The organism is Pseudomonas sp. 43NM1 (assembly GCF_002836905.1).
Taxonomy (GTDB): Bacteria; Pseudomonadota; Gammaproteobacteria; order Pseudomonadales; family Pseudomonadaceae; genus Aquipseudomonas; species Aquipseudomonas prosekii.
Map to the genome: position 1 here is coordinate 25,269 of NZ_MKGS01000153.1, position 18,679 is coordinate 43,947.

Annotated in this window: 24 protein-coding genes and 1 pseudogene; 12 read left to right on the top strand and 13 right to left on the bottom strand. The window is 58.3% G+C overall.

Translation table 11 applies throughout. The features are described 5' to 3' along the window. The first annotated feature begins 240 nt into the window (after window positions 1–240). Window positions 241–543: a hypothetical protein gene (locus BI292_RS17745; RefSeq protein WP_092279964.1), complete on the top strand. Its 303-nt coding sequence runs from the start codon at window positions 241–243 to the stop codon at window positions 541–543. 293 nt (window positions 544–836) lie between these two features. Next, on the top strand, window positions 837–1,049 hold the full coding sequence (locus BI292_RS17750) for a cold-shock protein (RefSeq protein WP_003179963.1): 213 nt from the start codon (window positions 837–839) through the stop codon (window positions 1,047–1,049). 72 nt (window positions 1,050–1,121) lie between these two features. Here the strand turns inward: BI292_RS17750 and BI292_RS17755 are convergent, their stop codons facing one another. Together BI292_RS17755 and BI292_RS17760 are read right to left on the bottom strand one after the other, a co-directional pair. Beyond that, entirely contained in the window at window positions 1,122–1,442 is a 321-nt protein-coding gene (locus BI292_RS17755) for an I78 family peptidase inhibitor (RefSeq protein ID WP_101208636.1), read from the bottom strand. Window positions 1,443–1,609: 167 nt separating this feature from the next. Next, window positions 1,610–1,915 (bottom strand): hypothetical protein, encoded by a 306-nt coding sequence (locus BI292_RS17760; RefSeq protein ID WP_101208637.1) that lies wholly within the window; start codon window positions 1,913–1,915, stop codon window positions 1,610–1,612. A gap of 134 nt (window positions 1,916–2,049) precedes the next feature. Here BI292_RS17760 and BI292_RS17765 point away from each other — a divergent pair, with 134 nt between their 5' ends. Then, a complete protein-coding gene (locus tag BI292_RS17765; RefSeq protein ID WP_092279958.1) occupies window positions 2,050–2,262 on the top strand; it encodes a hypothetical protein in 213 nt (70 codons plus the stop codon). Window positions 2,263–2,295: 33 nt separating this feature from the next. On the opposite strand, the gene BI292_RS17770 is transcribed toward BI292_RS17765, so the two are convergent. The 8 genes from BI292_RS17770 to BI292_RS17805 form a co-directional block, all read right to left on the bottom strand. Beyond that, the gene (locus BI292_RS17770) at window positions 2,296–3,324 is read right to left on the bottom strand and encodes a nucleoside hydrolase (RefSeq protein ID WP_101208638.1); all 1,029 of its coding nucleotides are present in this window, start codon (window positions 3,322–3,324) and stop codon (window positions 2,296–2,298) included. 44 nt (window positions 3,325–3,368) lie between these two features. After that, complete coding sequence (rbsD, locus tag BI292_RS17775) at window positions 3,369–3,773, bottom strand: D-ribose pyranase (protein WP_101208639.1); 405 nt, start codon at window positions 3,771–3,773, stop codon at window positions 3,369–3,371. Then, complete coding sequence (rbsK, locus tag BI292_RS17780) at window positions 3,770–4,687, bottom strand: ribokinase (protein ID WP_101208640.1); 918 nt, start codon at window positions 4,685–4,687, stop codon at window positions 3,770–3,772. The genes rbsD and rbsK overlap by 4 nt, the downstream gene beginning before the upstream one ends. 37 nt (window positions 4,688–4,724) lie before the next feature. Next, entirely contained in the window at window positions 4,725–5,744 is a 1,020-nt protein-coding gene (locus tag BI292_RS17785; RefSeq protein ID WP_092279950.1) for a LacI family DNA-binding transcriptional regulator, read from the bottom strand. Between the two features lie 3 nt (window positions 5,745–5,747). Further along, window positions 5,748–6,725, bottom strand: coding sequence for an ABC transporter permease (locus BI292_RS17790; RefSeq protein WP_092279948.1), 978 nt, complete (start codon window positions 6,723–6,725; stop codon window positions 5,748–5,750). After that, complete coding sequence (locus BI292_RS17795) at window positions 6,722–8,275, bottom strand: sugar ABC transporter ATP-binding protein (protein WP_101208641.1); 1,554 nt, start codon at window positions 8,273–8,275, stop codon at window positions 6,722–6,724. The genes BI292_RS17790 and BI292_RS17795 overlap by 4 nt, the downstream gene beginning before the upstream one ends. Before the next feature lie 57 nt (window positions 8,276–8,332). Further along, window positions 8,333–9,286 (bottom strand): sugar ABC transporter substrate-binding protein, encoded by a 954-nt coding sequence (locus BI292_RS17800; protein WP_092279944.1) that lies wholly within the window; start codon window positions 9,284–9,286, stop codon window positions 8,333–8,335. Window positions 9,287–9,482: 196 nt separating this feature from the next. Next, window positions 9,483–9,944 (bottom strand): hypothetical protein, encoded by a 462-nt coding sequence (locus BI292_RS17805; protein WP_101208642.1) that lies wholly within the window; start codon window positions 9,942–9,944, stop codon window positions 9,483–9,485. Window positions 9,945–10,286: 342 nt separating this feature from the next. Here BI292_RS17805 and BI292_RS17810 point away from each other — a divergent pair, with 342 nt between their 5' ends. The 3 genes from BI292_RS17810 (at window position 10,287) to BI292_RS17820 (ending at window position 12,514) form a co-directional block, all read left to right on the top strand. Then, complete coding sequence (locus BI292_RS17810) at window positions 10,287–11,375, top strand: asparaginase (protein ID WP_101208643.1); 1,089 nt, start codon at window positions 10,287–10,289, stop codon at window positions 11,373–11,375. A gap of 154 nt (window positions 11,376–11,529) precedes the next feature. Then, a complete protein-coding gene (locus tag BI292_RS17815) occupies window positions 11,530–11,820 on the top strand; it encodes a DUF1654 domain-containing protein (protein ID WP_092279938.1) in 291 nt (96 codons plus the stop codon). A 4-nt stretch (window positions 11,821–11,824) separates the two neighbouring features. Beyond that, complete coding sequence (locus BI292_RS17820; protein ID WP_101208644.1) at window positions 11,825–12,514, top strand: endonuclease; 690 nt, start codon at window positions 11,825–11,827, stop codon at window positions 12,512–12,514. Between the two features lie 56 nt (window positions 12,515–12,570). On the opposite strand, the gene BI292_RS17825 is transcribed toward BI292_RS17820, so the two are convergent. After that, the gene (locus BI292_RS17825) at window positions 12,571–13,473 is read right to left on the bottom strand and encodes a siderophore-interacting protein (RefSeq protein WP_101208645.1); all 903 of its coding nucleotides are present in this window, start codon (window positions 13,471–13,473) and stop codon (window positions 12,571–12,573) included. 103 nt (window positions 13,474–13,576) lie between these two features. After that, a complete protein-coding gene (locus BI292_RS17830) occupies window positions 13,577–13,942 on the bottom strand; it encodes a penicillin-binding protein activator LpoB (RefSeq protein WP_092279932.1) in 366 nt (121 codons plus the stop codon). Between the two features lie 248 nt (window positions 13,943–14,190). Here BI292_RS17830 and csrA point away from each other — a divergent pair, with 248 nt between their 5' ends. Continuing rightward, a complete protein-coding gene (gene csrA, locus BI292_RS17835) occupies window positions 14,191–14,385 on the top strand; it encodes a carbon storage regulator CsrA (RefSeq protein ID WP_007938114.1) in 195 nt (64 codons plus the stop codon). A 182-nt stretch (window positions 14,386–14,567) separates the two neighbouring features. Here the strand turns inward: csrA and BI292_RS17840 are convergent, their stop codons facing one another. Further along, entirely contained in the window at window positions 14,568–15,026 is a 459-nt protein-coding gene (locus tag BI292_RS17840; protein WP_101208646.1) for a DUF2214 family protein, read from the bottom strand. Window positions 15,027–15,181: 155 nt separating this feature from the next. On the opposite strand from BI292_RS17840, the gene BI292_RS17845 reads away from it, so the two are divergent. From BI292_RS17845 to BI292_RS17865, 5 genes and pseudogenes are all read left to right on the top strand, one after another. After that, entirely contained in the window at window positions 15,182–15,892 is a 711-nt protein-coding gene (locus tag BI292_RS17845) for an alpha/beta fold hydrolase (protein ID WP_101208647.1), read from the top strand. Window positions 15,893–15,987: 95 nt separating this feature from the next. After that, window positions 15,988–16,527 (top strand): annotated as a pseudogene (locus BI292_RS17850) (alpha/beta hydrolase); the annotation flags it as partial. A gap of 127 nt (window positions 16,528–16,654) precedes the next feature. Continuing rightward, a complete protein-coding gene (locus BI292_RS17855; RefSeq protein ID WP_101208648.1) occupies window positions 16,655–16,912 on the top strand; it encodes a DUF2790 domain-containing protein in 258 nt (85 codons plus the stop codon). Window positions 16,913–17,011: 99 nt separating this feature from the next. Continuing rightward, window positions 17,012–17,683 (top strand): heavy metal response regulator transcription factor, encoded by a 672-nt coding sequence (locus tag BI292_RS17860; RefSeq protein WP_101208649.1) that lies wholly within the window; start codon window positions 17,012–17,014, stop codon window positions 17,681–17,683. Next, window positions 17,680–18,679 (top strand): histidine kinase dimerization/phospho-acceptor domain-containing protein (locus BI292_RS17865; RefSeq protein ID WP_101208650.1); only part of this gene is annotated, 1,000 nt, incomplete at its 3' end. The genes BI292_RS17860 and BI292_RS17865, both read left to right, overlap by 4 nt.

The window sequence follows — 18,679 nt, forward strand, 5'->3', positions numbered from 1 at the left end:
AAACCGAACCAGAGTGACTGGGATTCAAATCAGGGTTATTCGGTCGTTGCCGCTGCCGGGACGAAAAGTCAGCCGGAGCCTGCAAAAGCCCGAGCGGGGCATGCTAGCACAGATGAACGGTCATCGCGGCAACGAGCTTTTGTGCCAAGGCAAATCAGCCGTTTTATGCCAGAGTGATGAACTAGAACGCCGCTTTACCCCTCATATAACAAGACATTGACCCAAAAGGAGCATCCCAGCATGCGTCTGAATCGTTTGTTCGCAGTCGTCGCACCCATCGCCCTGTTGCTGCCACTGGCCGCCCACGCAGACTGGCCAAAGGGCGAGCGCGACAAATACATGGCTCAGTGCACTCAGGCCGCCACTCCACAGATTGGCGCCGCAGCCGCCAAGGCGCACTGCGCTTGTGGCGCCGACGCGATCAAGTCGTATCCGGCCAAAGACATTCAGGCATTGATGGACAACAAGGCAACGCCTGAACTGCAACAGAAGGCACTGGGCAAAATTGCCGCGTGCAAAGCCGATACTGCGCCGAAAAAGTAAGCGCCAAAATGCGCTTTGAGGACTCTGACAGACGATGAAATGCCTGCAAAAAGCGTCTTTTCCGACAAATTTTGCAGGTTTTACAGCTTTTTTTCATCGTCTTTACTTTCGGCTGAAAGCCTTTTAAATCGGGGCTTTCAGCCAGATTGAGCAACAAAGAATGGACGGTTATGGGGTAAACAGCACCCGCGGGGGGCTCCCAAATCGTACATTTCGACTATGATAGTCCCGTGTGCCCAGTTGGCCTGAGCAGCACAGTACTACTGAAAATATATGTTTCTTGGAGATACACCATGTCTAATCGCCAAACCGGCACCGTTAAATGGTTCAACGATGAAAAAGGCTTCGGCTTCATCACTCCTCAAGGTGGCGGTGACGACCTGTTCGTACACTTCAAAGCTATCGAAAGCGACGGTTTCAAAAGCCTGAAAGAAGGCCAAACCGTTTCCTTCGTGGCTGAGAAAGGCCAAAAGGGTATGCAAGCTGCACAAGTCCGCCCAGAGTAAGTTTCTGGCGCACTAAAAAAACCCCGTCCATGTGACGGGGTTTTTTATGCGCGTAACAAAAGCCTGAAAAGATCAGCCGCAGTTGATGCGCGTGATCACCAGGTTGTCGTCGGTATTCAGATTCAGGCGATCGGAGCGGTATTCCAGAGTCACCATGTCGCTAGGCTTGAGGATCCGGGCGTTCTGCGCACCTGCGCGAGCTCGTGCCTGCTCCAGCAATTCTGGCGAAGCTTTTTTGCCGATGGTGAATTCTGCAGCCTTCGAATCACAGCGGCTATGACCGGTCTCGGTCGCCACAGCATCAGTTGCTGTCGACTCGGTGGAGGGTGTGCTGCAACCGGCCAGCATGGCGACGGCCAACAAAGTACCCAATGACGCGAGCTTCCAAGGCATGAAGCCTCCTTTATTCAATAGATAAGCTGAGTTCGTGCGACCGCCGATCCTGCGTTTGGTTTCACGGGACAGCGCTATCAGAGCGCCGCAGGATTGGACAATCAGCGAGTTTGCCTGAGCAGCGCCGAGCCGTTCAGCACTCAATCGTGACTGAATATGAACGGCGCTCAATAGACGTCGATGTAGTCGAATGGCGGGTTAGGCCAGTTTTCTTTCAAGGCGTTGAAGATCTGCATGACCCAGACTTCATCGCTGGCCGCGACCAATCCGACGTAACCCGAGCCCTTGGCCCACGTCTCCAGACGAAACAGCAGCCCACCAATGTCGGTGCCGCCCACCACGCCTGACGAAATGTAAGCGATGCCTTCTTTGGTCACGCGCAATTGGGTGTGCTCGTCATCGCTGGCGGAGGCCAGCAATTGGCGCACGGCTTCAAGGGTCAAGGCGTCAGGTTTATTCAAATCGATCTGCACAGCGCGGTCCTTGAAAATCCATCAAAGAACCAAGTGTCGCATAGCCCTCCCCTCATGCCTAAGTCGGAGTGCCAAACGCCAGACAAAAATGGTTAACTCGACACTCAGACATTCCCGACTTCACGAGCGCCATCATGACCACCGTAAGCATCGACGCCGACATCAAAGCCAAGTGGCCTCAGGGTCACAGTTCTTATAGCCCCGGCAGCCCGGAAGAACTGGCAATCATTGGCATCGACCTGCTGGTCAAGGAGTTGGGAACGCAAGCCGCGCAGTCGTTCATCGCCCAGGTATTTGAAAAATACCCGGCCAATTATCTTGGCTTGGTGGGTTCAGGCAGGGAGTAAAAACCCGCAGGCTGGCACCTGCGGGCATGCAGCTTACTTCAGACGAGCCAGACGCTGAGTCAGCAGGTCGAAGAAGCCTTGAGCATCGCCATTCTCGACCCAGAAGGCGTTTTTCGGCGCTTTCAGGCCGTCGTACCAGTCGACGATGGTTTGGCCAAAGGTCGGGCCTTCGCGGCTATCAACAACGACATTCACCGCACGACCGGTGAACAGCTCCGGCTTCAGCAGGTAAGCAACGACGGTCGCGTCATGCACCGGGCCACCCGGAATACCGTAGTGCTCCATGTCGCCCTTGACGTATTCGTTGAGAATATCGCCGACGATCTTGCCCGCATTGTTGTTCAGCGCGGCGATCTGCTTCAGGCGCGCGTCGCTGGTGAGGATCTTGTGGGTCACGTCCAGCGGCAGATACGTCAGCTTGACGCCACTCTTGAGCACCACTTCCGCAGCCTGCGGATCAGCGAACAGGTTGAATTCGGCCACTGGGGTAATATTGCCGCCGTTGAAGTGCGCGCCCCCCATGATCACCACTTCCTTGATGCCCTGCACGATCTCGGGTTCCTGAATCAGCGCCAGCGCCAGGTTGGTCTGTGGACCGAGCATGGCGATGGTGATGCTGTGCGGCTTGGCGGTTTTCAAGGTATCGATCAGGTAATTGACCGCGTTGCCTTCAGCCAAACCCTTCTTCGGCTCGTGAACCGTGACACCCGACAGGCCTTCCTTGCCATGGATGTTCTCGGCGTAGATCGGCGTGCGCATCAGCGGCTTCGGCGCGCCAGCGTAGACCGGCACTTCTTCGCGCCCCGCCCACTCCCGCGCCAGACGCGCATTACGCGAAGTCTTGTCGAGGCGCACGTTGCCGGCGACGGTGGTCAGTGCGCGGATGTTCAGTTCTTCCGGCGAAGCCAGGGCAAACAGCAAGGCAACGACGTCGTCGGCACCCGGGTCGGTGTCGATGATCAGGTCGATCTTTTCCGCCGCTTGGGCGCTTGTTGCGGTGATGAAAGACAAGAGCAGCAGACTCCGAAGCAGATGATGCAGTTTCTGAGCATAGCGGTGCATAGCGCACTCCTTGTGCGTGGGAAAGCATAGAAGGAAACAGCGAGTTAGAACGTTACCCCGGACACCAACACGATGTTGCAGTACGGCTGACATTCGCCTGTACGAATAATCGCCCGTGCTTGTCGGCTAAGGACTTTGAATTGGTCATGGCTGAGCAGCTCGCGCCGGCCCAGTTCACCGTCGGCATCCAGCTGATCCAGAGTCGCCAAAGCCGTTGGCTTTTTATCAAGAATCTCTTGGGCGAGGACGTGGCTTTCGACCTGCATTTCGCTGAGCACAACTTTCAACGTGCTGACGAAATCCGGAATGCCGTGGGTCAGCGCCAGATCAATCAGTTCGACGCCCGGCGGCACCGGCAGACCGGCATCGCCGATCACGACTATGTCGCCATGGCCAAGAGACGCGATCAGCCGCGACAGCGCGACGTTGAGCAAAGGGGTCTTTTTCATGGTGCTTTAAATGCCTGTACGTCGGACAAGGTAGGAATAGAAGGTTGCGCACCGGCTCGGGTCACCGACAGCGCCGCCGCGACCTGGCCGAAACGGATCGCCTCGGCTTCGGATTGGCCGGACGCCAACGCCGCAGCAAAACCGCCAACAAACGTATCGCCAGCCGCAGTGGTGTCCACCGCGTGCACTTGTGGCGCGGGGAAATGCTGAAAGCCTAGGCCGTCGGCAAACAGCGAGCCTTGAGCGCCAAGGGTGATGATGACTTTACCGGCGCCCATGCCGATCAATCGCGTCGCGGCCGTCTCGGCGGTTTCCAAGGAGTCCACCGGCAAACCGCTCAGCGCCGCCGCTTCGCTTTCGTTAGGGATCAGGTAGTCGATGGCAGCGTACCAATCCGCAGGCAACGGCCGGCTGGCGGGTGCGGGATTGAGGATCACGGTTTTGCCCAGTTCACGCCCGCGCTTCAACGCATGACCGACCGTCGCGTCTGGCACTTCCAGTTGGCAGATGATCACGTCTGCCGCTTGCAACACGGAGTCAAAACGATCGATCACACCCGGCGTCAAAGCACCGTTGGCGCCTGCGACAATCACGATCGCGTTCTGGCTGTTGTCATCCACAACGATCAACGCGACACCGCTGGCGCCGTCGACGATGCTGATGGCATCACAATCAATCTGCTCGGCCAACAATGCGTTGCGCAACTGCTGCCCGTAGGCGTCGGAACCGATGCAGCCAACCATCGAAACTTCAGCGCCCAGTCGAGCCGCCGCTACAGCCTGATTCGCACCTTTGCCGCCGGAGACGGTTGAAAACGACTGGCCGATCAGCGTTTCGCCGCCACGCGGCAGGCGCGGCGCGCGGGTGACCAGGTCCATGTTCAAGCTGCCTATTACCACTACTTTTGCGGGCATACGTCACTACTCATCAATTCGGTTTGAGCGCTGCTTATTAGCGAAGCTGGGCGAACACGCCGGCCAGCGGCGCAGTCGATTCTCGCAAAACAATACTCGGGGTCACGATCCGTTGATCGGTGGCCAGGGCCGGCGTGGCAATCCTTCGCAACAAGACTTCGGCGGCCATTTCGCCGAGTTGCAGGATCGACTGGCCGACGGTGGTCAGTGCCGGGTACACATAACGACTCATTTGAATGTCGTCGAAGCCGATCACCGACAGCTCGTTGGGTACGCGAATGTTGCGCTCGGCGGCCGCGCGCAACACGCCGATACCAATCATGTCGTTACCGGCAAAAATTGCGCTCGGCGGATTATTCTCCAGCAGAGTCGCAGCGGCGTTGTAACCACCGGTGCTGGTGAAATCACTTTCCAGCATGCGCTCACGCGGCACATCGACGCCCGCCTCTTTCAGCGCCCGGCAATAACCAGCCAGACGCATTTGCGCCACGCTGGTATCCGCCGGCCCGCCGATGGTGGCGATGTCACGATGGCCCAATTCGAGCAGATGCCGGGTCGCCAGATAGGCGCCGTATTCGTGGTCAATCCGCACCAGATCGGCATTCACCCCTTGCAGTCCCCGGTCGACAATCACCATCGGCGTGCGCACCGCCGCGAGGCCCTCGGCGAGTCCGGCGTCGCCACCGGCCGAGGCGACGATCAAGCCGTCGATGCGTTTTTCCAGCAACACCCTTAAATAGCTGCGCTGCTTGTCCGGGTTGTCGTCAGAGTTGCAGAGGATCACGCAATAGCCATTTCGCTCGCAGTAATCCTCGATGCCACGGGCCAATTCGGCGAAGTACGGGTTGAGGCTGTTGGGCACCAGCAAACCGATGGTCGCCGTGGTTTTGGCTTTCAACGACCGCGCGACGGCGCTGGGCACGTAGTCGAGCGTCTTGATCGCCGCTTCGACTTTAACCCGCACTTCCTCGCTGACCGGCCGCGTCTTGTTCACCACGTGAGACACGGTGGTGTAGGAAATGCCCGCAAGCGCCGCCACATCCTTGATTGTTGCCATGAATCAGGTCCGCCGGCTTGCGCGCTGACTGCGATAAGTATCGAGCACCACGGCGACCACAATAACGGCGCCAGTGATGATGCGTTTGGTCGGTTCGCTCGCGCCGATTTGCGCCAGGCCTGCGGCCAGTACCGAGATGATCAACACCCCGAAGAACGTACTGATCACCGAGCCACGGCCGCCCATCAGGCTGGTGCCGCCGATGACCACAGCCGCGATCACTTGCAGCTCCAGACCCGAACCGGCGTTGGGATCGGCAGCTTCCAGACGCGAAATCTGAAACAGTGCGGCAATCCCGGCCAGCAGGCCCATCAGGCTGAACACTAGAATCTTGTAAGGTTTCGGGTTGATCCCCGCCAGACGCACCGCTTCTTCGTTAGTGCCGATGCCGATCAAGTAGCGACCGAACACGGTGCGCGTCAGCACAGCCTGAGCCACGATGATAATCACAAAGGCAATGATGAACGACGGCGAAATGCCGAAGGCAATCGGGTTCGACAGCCAGGCAAAGGAATCACCGATGTAAGCCGTGCGCGAACCGGTCATCTGATACGCCAGGCCGCGGGCCATTTCCAGCACGCCGAGCGAGACGATAAACGACGGAATCCGCCATGCCACGGTGATCGAACCGGTCACAGTGCCGGCCAACGCCGCTACGCCCATGCCGAGCAAAGCGGCGGGCAAAACGCTCCAGCCCCAGCCGAGAATCGCCACGCTGACCGCCGACGCCGCGAGCGCGAGTACCGAACCGACCGACAAATCGATGCCACCGATGATCAGCACGAAGGTCATGCCGACCGCCAGCACCATCAAATCCGGGATCTGGTTGGCCAGGGTACTGAAGGTGTCATACGAGAGAAAATGGCTGCTCAGGACCGAGAACAGCGCGATCATCGCCAGCAAGGCGCCGGCCAACCCCAGGTAAGTACCGAGGCCGTAGAAATTGCCACCACGTTTACCGGCGGACGTTGCAGTTTTCATGGGAGATCCCTAGGCGCTGCTTCGTTGAGCAACGCATCACGTTTTTGGTAGCCGGCAAATGCGGCGGCAAGCAAATCATCCTGGGTCCAGCTGTCGCGCTCGAATGTGTCGATCAAACGCCCTGCCGACAACACGCCGATGCGGTCGCAAATCAGCATCAGTTCACGCAGGTCACTGGACACCACCACCAGCGCTTTGCCCTGGCGCGTCAATTCGCCGAGCAAGGCATAGATGTCGAACTTGGCGCCGACGTCGATGCCGCGTGTCGGCTCGTCGAACAACATCACCGAACAATCGCGCTCCAGCCAGCGGCCGATCACGACTTTCTGCTGGTTGCCGCCGGACAGCTCCGACACCAGTTGCGTCGGGCTGGAACTGCGGATGCGCATGGCGCTGATCTGCCGCTGAGCCAGCGCGATCTCGTCGCCGTTATTGACCACGCCCGCATTGGAAATCACCGGCATATTGCCCAGCGCTATGTTGGCGCTGATCGATTGGGTCAGCAGCAGGCCTTCGCCCTTGCGGTCTTCGGTGATCAGCGCGATGCCGTGACCGACCGCATCGGCGGGTGAACGGATGCTCACGACCTTGGCCGGCGAACCCAGCGCGACGGTACCGCTGTCGGGCGTATCAGCGCCGAAGATCAGCCGCAGCAATTCTGTGCGCCCTGCCCCGATCAATCCGGAAATACCGAAGATCTCACCGGCGCGCACTTCAAAGGAAACGTCGCGAACTTTGTCGGAACGGGTCAGTCCTTTGACCGTCAAGGCCGGCGCGCCGATCTTGCGCTCGCCCATGTCCATGTGTTCGCCCAGCTCGCGACCGACCATCAAGGTCACCAGTTGCTCACTGTTGTAATTGACCATCGGCTCGACGCACACCAGATTGCCGTCGCGCAGCACTGCAATGCGCTGCGCCACTCGCGCGAGTTCTTCGAGGCGATGGGAGATGTAGATGATCGACACACCACGCGCTTGCAGGCGAGTGATCTGCTCGAAAAGCATCTCGACTTCGCGCGCCGTCAGCATCGCGGTCGGCTCGTCGAGGATCAGCACATGACAGTCGCCGATCAGGTTGCGGGCAATCTCGACCATTTGCTGGTGACCGATGCCCAACTCGCCGACCAGTGTGTCCGGGTCAATCGCGTCGAGGCCAACTTGCGCCATCGCCTCGATCGCCGCTTTGCGCAACTGCTTGCGGCTGATCCAGCCACCGTTGCTCGGCAAGTTATCGAGAAACAGGTTCTCCGCCACTGACAATGTCGGCAGCAGATTGAGTTCTTGCATGACCATGCGAATGCCCAGGTCTTCAGCCTGGGTGCGGCTGCCAGGGCGGTAATCCTGACCCTGGAATTGCATCTGGCCAGTGGTCGGTGTGACCAGGCCGCCGATGATTTTCGACAAGGTACTTTTGCCGGCGCCGTTCTCACCGGTCAGCGCCAGCACTTCACCGCGCATCAGCGTCAGGTCGATGCCGGTCAGGACAGGTTGCGCGTAGGTCTTACCGATGCCGCTGACCGAGAGGACAGCGTTCGGGGCGGAAACTGACATAGAAAACTCTCCATGCACCCGCCCGGACGGGCGAGTGCCATTGTGTCGCCAGAAGGATTACTTGGTAACCAGCTCCACGGGAGTTTCGATCACGCCGTTGGTGCCGCTGTCGACTTTTTCGCCTTTGATGATTTTCAGCGCAGTCTCGATACCGAACACGGCTTGCTTGGCAGCAAACTGGTCAGCGGTAGCCAGGACGCGGCCGTCCTTGAGCATCGGCTTGATGGCATTGATGTTGTCGTAACCGACGACTTGCACCTTGCCAGCCTTGCCTGCTGCGCGAACGGCGGAAACGGCGCCGACGGCCATGCTGTCGTTACCGGCCAGCAACGCTTTGACGTCCGGGTATTCGCTGAGGATCGACGCGGCAACCTTATTGCCCTTGTCGATTTCCCAATCACCGGATTGCAAGGAAACAACCTTGATCTGCGCCGCTTCCATTGCATCCTTGAAACCGGCGGTGCGCTGCTGGGCGTTGGTGGTAGTGGACACGCCTTCGATGATGCCGACTTCGTCACCGGCCTTCAGTTGCTTGGCCAGGTACTCACCGACCAGACGCGCGCCTTTGCGGTTGTCCGGGCCAACAAACGGTACGGTGATGTTCTTGCTTTTGACGACAGTCGGGTCGAGTTGGTTGTCGATGTTGATCACGGTAATGCCGGCATCGACAGCTTTCTTGATCACCGGGACCATGGCTTTGGAATCGGCCGGTGCAATCACCAGCGCGTTGACCTTGGCCAGAATCATTTGCTCGACGATGCGCGTTTGGCCCGCGGTGTCGGTTTCGTCCTTGATGCCGTTGGAGATCAGGTCGAAATCGGCGGAATGGTCTTTCTGATAAGCCTTGGCGCCGTCTTCCATGGTCAGGAAGAATTCGTTGGCCAGGGACTTCATGACCAGCGCGACTTTAGGTTTTTCAGTGTCGGCGAACGCCGAAGAGAGGGGTAAAGCAGCAGAGGCGGCAGCCAGCATAGCGACAGCGAGAAGACGTCCAGCGAATGGCAGCTTCATGGGTTCACTCCGATCTTATGATTATTTGTGAGCAACGCTTGCGCTAGCGTAGGCTACTTCGCGTCCGGCAATGGATCGATCCACTGCGGGTGCCGCGCAAACGTTTGCGTAGATCGAACTATGCGAACCCAGCAGAGATTTGTCAACGGCCAGAAACGGCCATTATGTAACCCGGCAGCAAAACCGGGTTTGTCACTTACGCCGTGGTGTCGACCACTGAACCGGTGCTCGCGCCCTTGGCCATTTCCTTGACCAGCGCGCCCGCCACTTCGAGCATCGCGCCGTTGGTTTCGGCAATCTGACCTTGAATCGCCATGACCGCCGTAGCTTTGGCTTCCGGTGTCGGATACGGCGCTGCCTGGGCGGCAGCCAATTGTTGCTGCTGTTCGCGCAACTGCTGCTGCAACTCTTGCAGACGCTTGAGCAGAATCTTCACCGCCGCGCTTTGATTGCTTTTGGCCTCGGTCGCAGCTTCGGCGCCGGCACTTTTATCCAGGCCCAAAGCGCCGGTCTTGACCTGTTTGCCATCGTCTTCCTTGGTGCCCAGCGCAGCGGCCGCGGCTTCGGTCGTGGCGTCATTCAACGCGCGGATCGTCGCGGCTGATTTGCCACCAATGGTGACGCCTGCGGCGTTGGGAAGACCTACTGATAACGACATGCGAGCTCCACAGAGAAAGATCCTTTGAAGGGTCATCGACCTGCGCGCGAGTTTCTTTAGCACAGGTTTGCAATCCGGCAAGCGGACTAATTCGACAGAATCCGTAGGGCTTTTCGGTGGGCCGAACACAAACGCTCCACATGTTCGGAAACCCGGACAACGGGGCGTTTAACCAATCCTGTCCTCTGCATTAATATTGATATAAATCATCAGGTTAAAAGTTTTTCTCGTTCAAAGTCAGGCTGGTACAGATCCTGCTCCATTTCGCATACCCAGGCGTTCAGATCTGCCGGGCGTATCTAGATGAACTGCATCAGCACCGTCACTACTAGAGAGAAAATAATGAAATCTGCTTTCAACACTTTTATTCCGGGCGCTTTGGCCCTCCTGCTGCTCCTGCCGACCGCCGTTCAGGCGAAAGAAGCTCAAACTCAACAGAAACTGGCAAACGTCGTGGTCCTGGCCACCGGCGGCACCATCGCCGGTGCTGGTGCCAGCGCGGCGAACAGTGCGACCTACCAGGCGGCCAAGGTCGGTATCGAACAATTGATCGCCGGCGTGCCTGAACTCAGCCAATTGGCCAACGTGCGTGGCGAACAAGTCATGCAGATCGCCTCTGAAAGCATCACCAACGACAACCTGCTGCAACTCGGCCGCCGCGTTGCGGAACTGGCTGACAGCGAAGACGTCGATGGCATCGTCATCACTCACGGCACCGACACCCTGGAAGAAACCGCTTACTTCCTGAACCTGGTGGAAAAAACCGACAAGCCGATCGTCGTGGTTGGCTCCATGCGCCCGGGCACCGCGATGTCCGCCGACGGCATGCTCAACCTGTACAACGCCGTGGCCGTGGCCAGCAGCAAAGAAGCGCGCGGCAAAGGCGTACTGGTGACGATGAACGACGAAATCCAGTCCGGTCGTGACGTCAGCAAAATGATCAACATCAAGACCGAGGCGTTTAAAAGTGCCTGGGGCCCGCTGGGCATGGTCGTTGAAGGCAAATCCTACTGGTTCCGCTTGCCAGCCAAGCGTCACACGATGGATTCGGAATTCGACATCAAAACCATCAAGAGCCTGCCTGACGTAGAAATCGCCTATTCCTACGGTAACGTCAGCGACACTGCCTACAAAGCATTGGCGCAATCGGGTGCCAAAGCGATCATCCACGCCGGTACCGGCAACGGCTCGGTGTCTTCACGTGTAGTTCCGACCCTGCAAGCCCTGCGCAAGGACGGCGTGCAAATCATTCGTTCGTCCCACGTCAATGCCGGCGGTTTCGTTCTGCGTAATGCTGAACAGCCTGACGACAAAAACGACTGGGTCGTCGCACATGACCTGAACCCGCAGAAGGCACGCATTCTGGCCATGGTCGCGCTGACCAAGACCAACGACAGCAAAGAACTGCAACGGATGTTCTGGGAATACTGATCGCCCCTCGCCCGACCGATTCCGGTCGGGCACTGCTTACGCCGTTTGCCGACTCTGGCAAGCGGCGCCCCCTACAAATAAATTCGAACCGTCCTACACCAAACGGGTAAAACGGCTGTCAGAGGATTTTCTTGAATTTTAAGCAGTTGCGAAAATGCTTACAGTTAAATACTGTATGCACGTACAGCTTAATAAGGATAATTCCGTGGCCACCCCTTCTGCCTCTCCTGACTCCTTTGAACGCATGGGTTTGCGCGTTCAGAAAATCATCAATTCCCCCACCGCGCAAAAATCCAAAGCCGCGCTGATCTTCCGTTTGCCGGACGAACCGGTGGACGAATGGGAACGCCTGCTCGAAGAAATCGACGAGAACGATAACGTCACCCTCGCCTACCGCGACGATGGCGGCGTGCAGATTTTCTGGGTTGTGCCGAAGGAAGATTGAGTCAATGAGTGTCCGTTGTTTTGCGTTTCTGTTTATGTTCATCGCCCTGGGCGCCCAGGCGGCTGCGCCACGTACTTTCAGCGAAGCGAAGAAAGTCGCCTGGAAGCTCTACGCCCCACAGTCCACCGAGTTTTATTGCGGCTGCAAATACACCGGCAACAAGGTCGACTTGGCGGGATGTGGCTACGTGCCGCGCAAAAGCGCCAAGCGTGCCGCGCGTATCGAGTGGGAACACATTGTTCCGGCGTGGCAGATCGGCCATCAGCGCCAATGCTGGCAGTCGGGCGGGCGCAAGAACTGCACGCGCTACGATCCGGTTTACAAGAAAGCTGAGGCTGACTTGCACAACCTGGTGCCAAGCATTGGTGAGGTAAATGGTGATCGGAGCAATTTCAGTTTTGGCTGGCTGCCGGTGCAAACAGGGCAATACGGTTCGTGCCTGACCCAAGTCGACTTCAAAGCGAAGAAGGTCATGCCCCGCCCTTCGATTCGCGGGATGATCGCCCGGACTTATTTCTACATGAGCAAGCAGTACGGTTTGCGCCTGTCGAAACAGGATCGCCAACTGTACGAAGCCTGGAACAAGACCTATCCGGTGCAAACCTGGGAACGCCAGCGCAATCAGAGCGTGGCGTGTGTGATGGGGCGCGGCAACGAGTTTGTCGGCCCAGTGGACATGAAAGCCTGCGGCTGAGCGAATGCTAAACGCAGAAAGGCCTCGGGCGTTTAAAACCCGAGGCCTTTTTTGTATCAGTTGCCGACCTTGTTGTAGCGCCAATAACCCATCAGGTTCAGCGACTCGCGGGGAATGCCGCGCTCCTGGATCAGGTATTTGCGCAAGCTCATGACGGCCACTGTCTCGCCGGCGATCCAGCCGTAGAAGCCGTCATTGGCCGATTCGGAGGTTTCCCAGAGGATTTCCTCATCAACATTGACCTCCTCCACCTCCAGCACTTCGCAAGACTTTGACGCCGACGTCGGCAGGTCGGCCCGCTGGATGGCTTCGACCATCAATAATCCTGCATCAGCGTGATCGCGAATCAACCATTCAACCGAAAGCCCGGGCCAGTCAGGCACTGGCAATGCGTCTTCGCGACTGTCGATTTCAAAAAATGCCTGGGTGACCGGTGGCTGGGCCAGGGTCGCCAGTTCATCGAGAATCCCCAGTGCGGCGGGTAACGCCGTTCCATCAGCGACCAGCAGCAATTGCTTGAGCGCCTGTGGCGGCTTCCATTCGAAACCGCCTGCGTCCTGCGCCGAGAAGCGTCGATCCGGTGCGCGGATCTGGATTGATTCGCCCGGCATCGCATTAATAGCCCATCGAGAGGCTGGACCGGTCTCGCCGTGCAACACAAAGTCGATATCCACTTCGCCCTGCTCGGCGCGCAGATGCCGAATTGTGTAAGTGCGCATTGCCGGACGTTCAGCGACTGGCATTGAACGATATCGGGCGAGCCAATCGTCACTATGAGCTAGCCTAGCAGGCGAGCCGTCCGCCGCCGGAAAAAACAGTTTCACCCGCTGATCTGGCGCCCATGTGGCCATTTCGCTGACCATCGGCCCGGCCAGAGTGACCCGCATCATGTGCGGGCTCAGGGTTTGTTTACGCTGCAACACGGCGTCGAACATTTTGTAAGGATTGGCGTTGGCCATCGGGGGGCTCCTTGCGGGAATCGACAGTGACTACGTATGAATACGAGCCGCCGTGGACGCCCTTTAAGCTTCCCTGCTGAACGGTGCCTGAACCATTACGCGATTACTGAGCGGCCGGACGCTCGATGATCAGCGTTTCAATGTTCTGCTTTTTCGCTTTGACCAGCGCCGCGCTCACTTGCGCCTGCCGCGCCTCGGCCTCTGCCTTGGAGCTGAATGGCCCAAGCAGGATCCGGTCCTTGCCGTTTTCCCGGACGACATTGGAAACAAAACTGTGCTCGATCAACCAGCCGCTCAAGTCGCTGACTGCCTGGGTCGTCTCACCGCGGACCTCAATTTCCCATTGCGGACCTGCTGCAACGGCTGGGGCGGAAACGTTCGCGGACGACGACTTTTGAGCACCTGCATCCCTGCCCTCACCACATCCCGCCAACGCCAATACTGCGATTACCAAGGCCATTTTGCGCACAACGTTTCCCTCTGAAGGCTGAAAGCGCGGATTTTAACATTCATGAATACTTCCCGAGTGCCGCAAAATGGGCTTAAAACAACGAGAATCATGGTTGCCGCCTCTGTATAGTTACGCCTTGGGAATTAATGCAGCATCTGCGCGTCAGAAAGAGGCACCCAAACCGTGAGACTTCGCACTAATCTATAACTACACCGACCTCTGCACTGTCTGAATCAGGTGCCCTACAAGCAATCAAGGAGAAGACCATGCTGATACTCACCCGCAAAGTCGGTGAAAGCATAAACATCGGTGATGACATCACTATCACCATCCTGGGCGTTAGCGGCCAACAAGTGCGCATCGGCATCAATGCTCCGAAAGACGTTGCCGTACACCGTGAAGAAATCTATCAGCGCATTCAGGCTGGCCTGACCGCTCCAGACAAGCCACAAACCCCCTGAATCCTGCTGCAGTCAGTAGCCAGCCCGTTCGCCTCAGCGCAATGGCTGGCTAAAGATTCAAATACCCCGCTTCGCTCTTCCTGCTTCATCGCTTATCCCCCTCGTGACCTGGAGCCGATACTAACGGCTTCGGCGACGTCTTGGCTGTCAGACCATTCGCTTTAATCCCGAGGAATCGTCCGTCACGACCCGAAGGTCACGCCGCGCGCCATGCCGGTGGCCGCAATCACCATCAGCATCATCAGCAGCGCTTCCATATGACTGATCCGCGCGAACAGCCTTGCCCGCCCCAGATCAATCGAAGCGCCCCGCCCCAATGCGATCCGCCACTTGATCAACGTGATCATCGGCATCAGCTCCAGCAGCAGAATAATCACGAACAGGGTCATTTTCAGATGGAACAGCGGCTGCTGCAGATAGTAGTCGGTGCCCTTCTCGAACCCGGCAAAAGCGCGCATCAGCCCCGTGATCAGCAGAACAATCGCCGAAATCCCCCAGACGTTATCCGCCACCAGCACATTGCGCACCTGCGCCGTACCTGCGGCCAAACGGCTGAACGCAGAGCCCCGCACGAGGACGCCCGACAGCCCCAAGGCAAACGCCAGCAAATGGATTGCCGCAAGAAACCAGTGAGACAACATAGGGATCTCCTGACAGGAAAATGGAAAATGGCCTGTCAGTAGTAGTTCAAAATTCGACGACTTGCTGCCTGCGTCCTACAGAAAAAGAGGCCAAATCCGCAGACCATGACGCAACCCAAATAGGCCAGAATGGGGACTCGCCAAGGATGGAAGACATGGACCGATCAAACCTGCCAACGCTTGTACTGCTACCGGGAATGGATGGAACGGGTGAGTTGTTCGAACCTTTCGTTTCTGCCCTCAAGGACGTTTGCGACATTGTTGTCGTTTCTTACCCGTGCGATATCCCGCTGAGCTACATCGAACTGCAAGCCATTGCCAGGCAGTCGCTGCCCACGGACCGCCCGTTCGTTTTACTGGGTGAATCGTTTTCTGGACCGATTGCAATCGCGCTGACGGCGTTATGTTTGCCGCAGCAGGTTGGAATGGTGCTGTGCTGCACCTTCGCCAGCAACCCGCGACCGCTGTTCAAACATTTCGGTTTTTTACTTAAATGCCTGCCGATGAACGCCTTGCCCACCGGATGGCTATTACCCGTGCTGCTCGGTCGATTTTCTACAGCCCATTTGCGTGCCGCTCTGCGCCAAGCCATCAATCAGGTCAGACCTGAGGTGATGCGCTCAAGACTGCGCTCGGTGCTCGATGTCGACACGTCTGCGCAGCTTGGCCAAATCGAGATCCCAAGCATCTACCTGCGTGCCACCGACGACCATGTGGTACCGGAGGCAGCCTCCGAGCGAATCTCCCAGCTAAACCCAAAAACGCAAATCATCGACATCAAAGCCCCGCACTGCCTGCTTCAAGCAGCCCCGGAAGAGGCGGCAAGCCAAGTCATCAAATTTCTACGGGCCATCGCCCCGCCGTAACGGATTACAGCTTTGTCATGGAGATGTCAGCGTAGTTCGCGCCCTCGATTCGTAGAGTGGAATCGTCAGTTACCCAAGTCTGGGCAACTCGCCTCGTCGCCGCCACCCAACGCGTACTCAATCAACAGGACGGCCCGACGGTGCTGGTCGGTCATTCCTACGCTGGCACCGTGGTCAGCGAAGCCGGGGTCGATCCGAAGGTCAGCTCGTTGGTCTACGGGGCCGCGCGCGCACCGGATGCCGGCGAAGATTTCGTCGCACTGTCCGCCAAGTATCCAACCATGCCGGTGCGCGCCGGCACCGAAGAACACGACGGTTACGTCACGTTGAAGCAGGACGCGTTCCTCAAATATTTCGACGGTGACGTGCCGCGCGACAAAGCCATGACGCTGTTCGCCGTGCAGCAACCGATTGCCAAAACCCTGTTCGGCGAATGCACCACTGCCGCAGCCTGGCACAGCAAACCGTCGTGGTACGCAGTGTCGAGCCTCGACCAGACGATCAATCCGGACCTAGAGCGCTTCCTCGCCAAACGCATGGGCGCAACCACTATCGAGTTGCCGTCGAGTCATTTGTCACTGGTTTCCCATTCGAAGGAAATCGCCGACCTGATCCTCGAAGCCTCCGGGCGCTAGCCGTAATGCCGGGCTCGATTGCATTACAACTTTGTCATTCAACTGTTGGTCGGCTGTCCGCATCGCCTCGGTAACCTGAGTTCACTGTCGCGCAGTTGCCCGCAGAAATCTTAAAGAGAGACACATCATGAAAATGTTAATTCTCGGTTTCGCCGCCCTCCTCGCCACCGGTTCGGCGTTTGCCGACACCCAACCACAGCGTTCGGTGATTCATGACAAACCCGGTTTCTTCGTTCACCTGGATGTCGACAAAGTGCTGTCCAGCACCGATATCTCACAAGCGTGCGGGATTATTCCTGCGCGGCTCGACTACCTGGACCACAAAGGCCTGGAGCACGTGCTCGATTATCAGGTCGAAGGCGCCGGTTGCATCAATGACAATTGAGTGGGCGGCCAACGATGTGCGGCCCGCGTCACGCGCAGATGATCGGGCTACACTGGCTCACGCGCGCCACGGCGCAATGACTTTTTACGGAAATAGATCATGAACATCCTTGTCGTTGAAGACGAGCCGAAGGCAGGCAATTACTTGCTCAACGGCCTGCAGGAACTCGGTTACTCGGTGAGCCTGGCGCGCAATGGCGTCGACGGCTTGCACCTGGCACTGGAAACCTCGTTCGACGTCATCGTGCTCGACGTGATGATGCCGAAAATGGACGGCTGGGAAGTGTTGCGGCGCTTGCGCAAAGAGGCCGACACGCCAGTGTTGTTTCTCAGCGCTCGAGATGACATTGCCGACCGCATCAAAGGCCTCGAACTGGGCGCTGACGATTACCTGATCAAACCGTTTTCCTTCGCCGAACTGGTGGCGCGCCTGCGCACGTTGACCCGTCGCGGCCCGTCCCGCGAAGAGGAACAACTGCAAGTCGCTGACCTGCAGATTGACGTGCTCAAGCGCCGCATCACCCGCGCGGGCGTGCGCATTACCCTGACCAATAAAGAATTCGCCTTGCTACATTTGTTTGCCACGCACCAGGGCCAAGTGCTGTCGCGCTCGCTGATTGCGTCGCGGGTGTGGGACATGAATTTCGACAGCGACACTAATGTCGTCGATGTCGCGGTGCGGCGTTTGCGCATGAAAGTCGATGACCCGTTCCAACTGAAACTGATCCACAGCGTGCGCGGTATCGGCTACCGCTTTGATACGCAGCCATGACCCGCAGAGCGCACTCCCTGACGCTGCGCCTGGCGTTGTTGTTTGCCCTGCTCGCCTTCGCCTCGTTGGCGACATTGGGCGTGGCGTTGTACCGCGAACTCGAACGCGAGCTGGTACGCCGCGATGATGCGGCGCTGATCACTCGCGTCGATCAGATGCGCACGCTGCTCAATGACAGCAATACGCTGGACCTGATCAAGACCAAACCGGCGCTGTTCCAGAACATGCTCGGCAACCGCGAGTCGGTGCTGACCATTGGCGAGCCGGGGCAAAAGCCGCTGCTGGTGGTCAACCCCGGCAACCTGCTGATACCGACGTTGTCGCCGGTGGCGATGGACCGTCCGCTGGCGTTGAGCGACGTGCAGCATTTCCCCAGCGTCGATGGCGTGCCGTTTGCGGCAGCGTCGGCGATCATCGATTCCGGCGACGTCGGCAGCCTGCAAGTGCTGACCGGGCGACTGATGACCGAGCGCACCAGCGTGCTCGCCAACTACCGGTTGCGCGTGTACATCCTGGCCAGCGTCGCCGCGTTGCTGCTCGCGCTCTGCGGTTACTGGCTGCTTTATCACGGACTGCGCCCGCTGCGACGGCTCGCCGTGCACGCGCAAGGCATCGGCGTCGGCAACCTCGGCGAACGCCTTGGCAGCGAAGGCGCGCCGCTGGAAATCGTGCCGATGATCGAAGCGTTTAACGGCGTGCTCGACCGCCTCGCCACCGGCTTCGTGCAACTCGGCCAAGTCTCCACCGACATGGCCCACGAACTGCGCACGCCGATCAACAATTTGCTCGGCGAAACCCAAGTCGCCCTCCAGCAAAACCGCAGCGTCGAAGCCTACCAACAACTGCTCGCCTCCAACGTCGAAGAACTCGAACGCCTGGCGCGCATGCTCGACAACATGCTTTTCCTCGCCCGCACCGACCCCGCCAGCGCCCTGCGCCAACGCCAGGAACTGGACGCGGCCGACGAAATGGAACGCATGACGGATTATTTTGAAG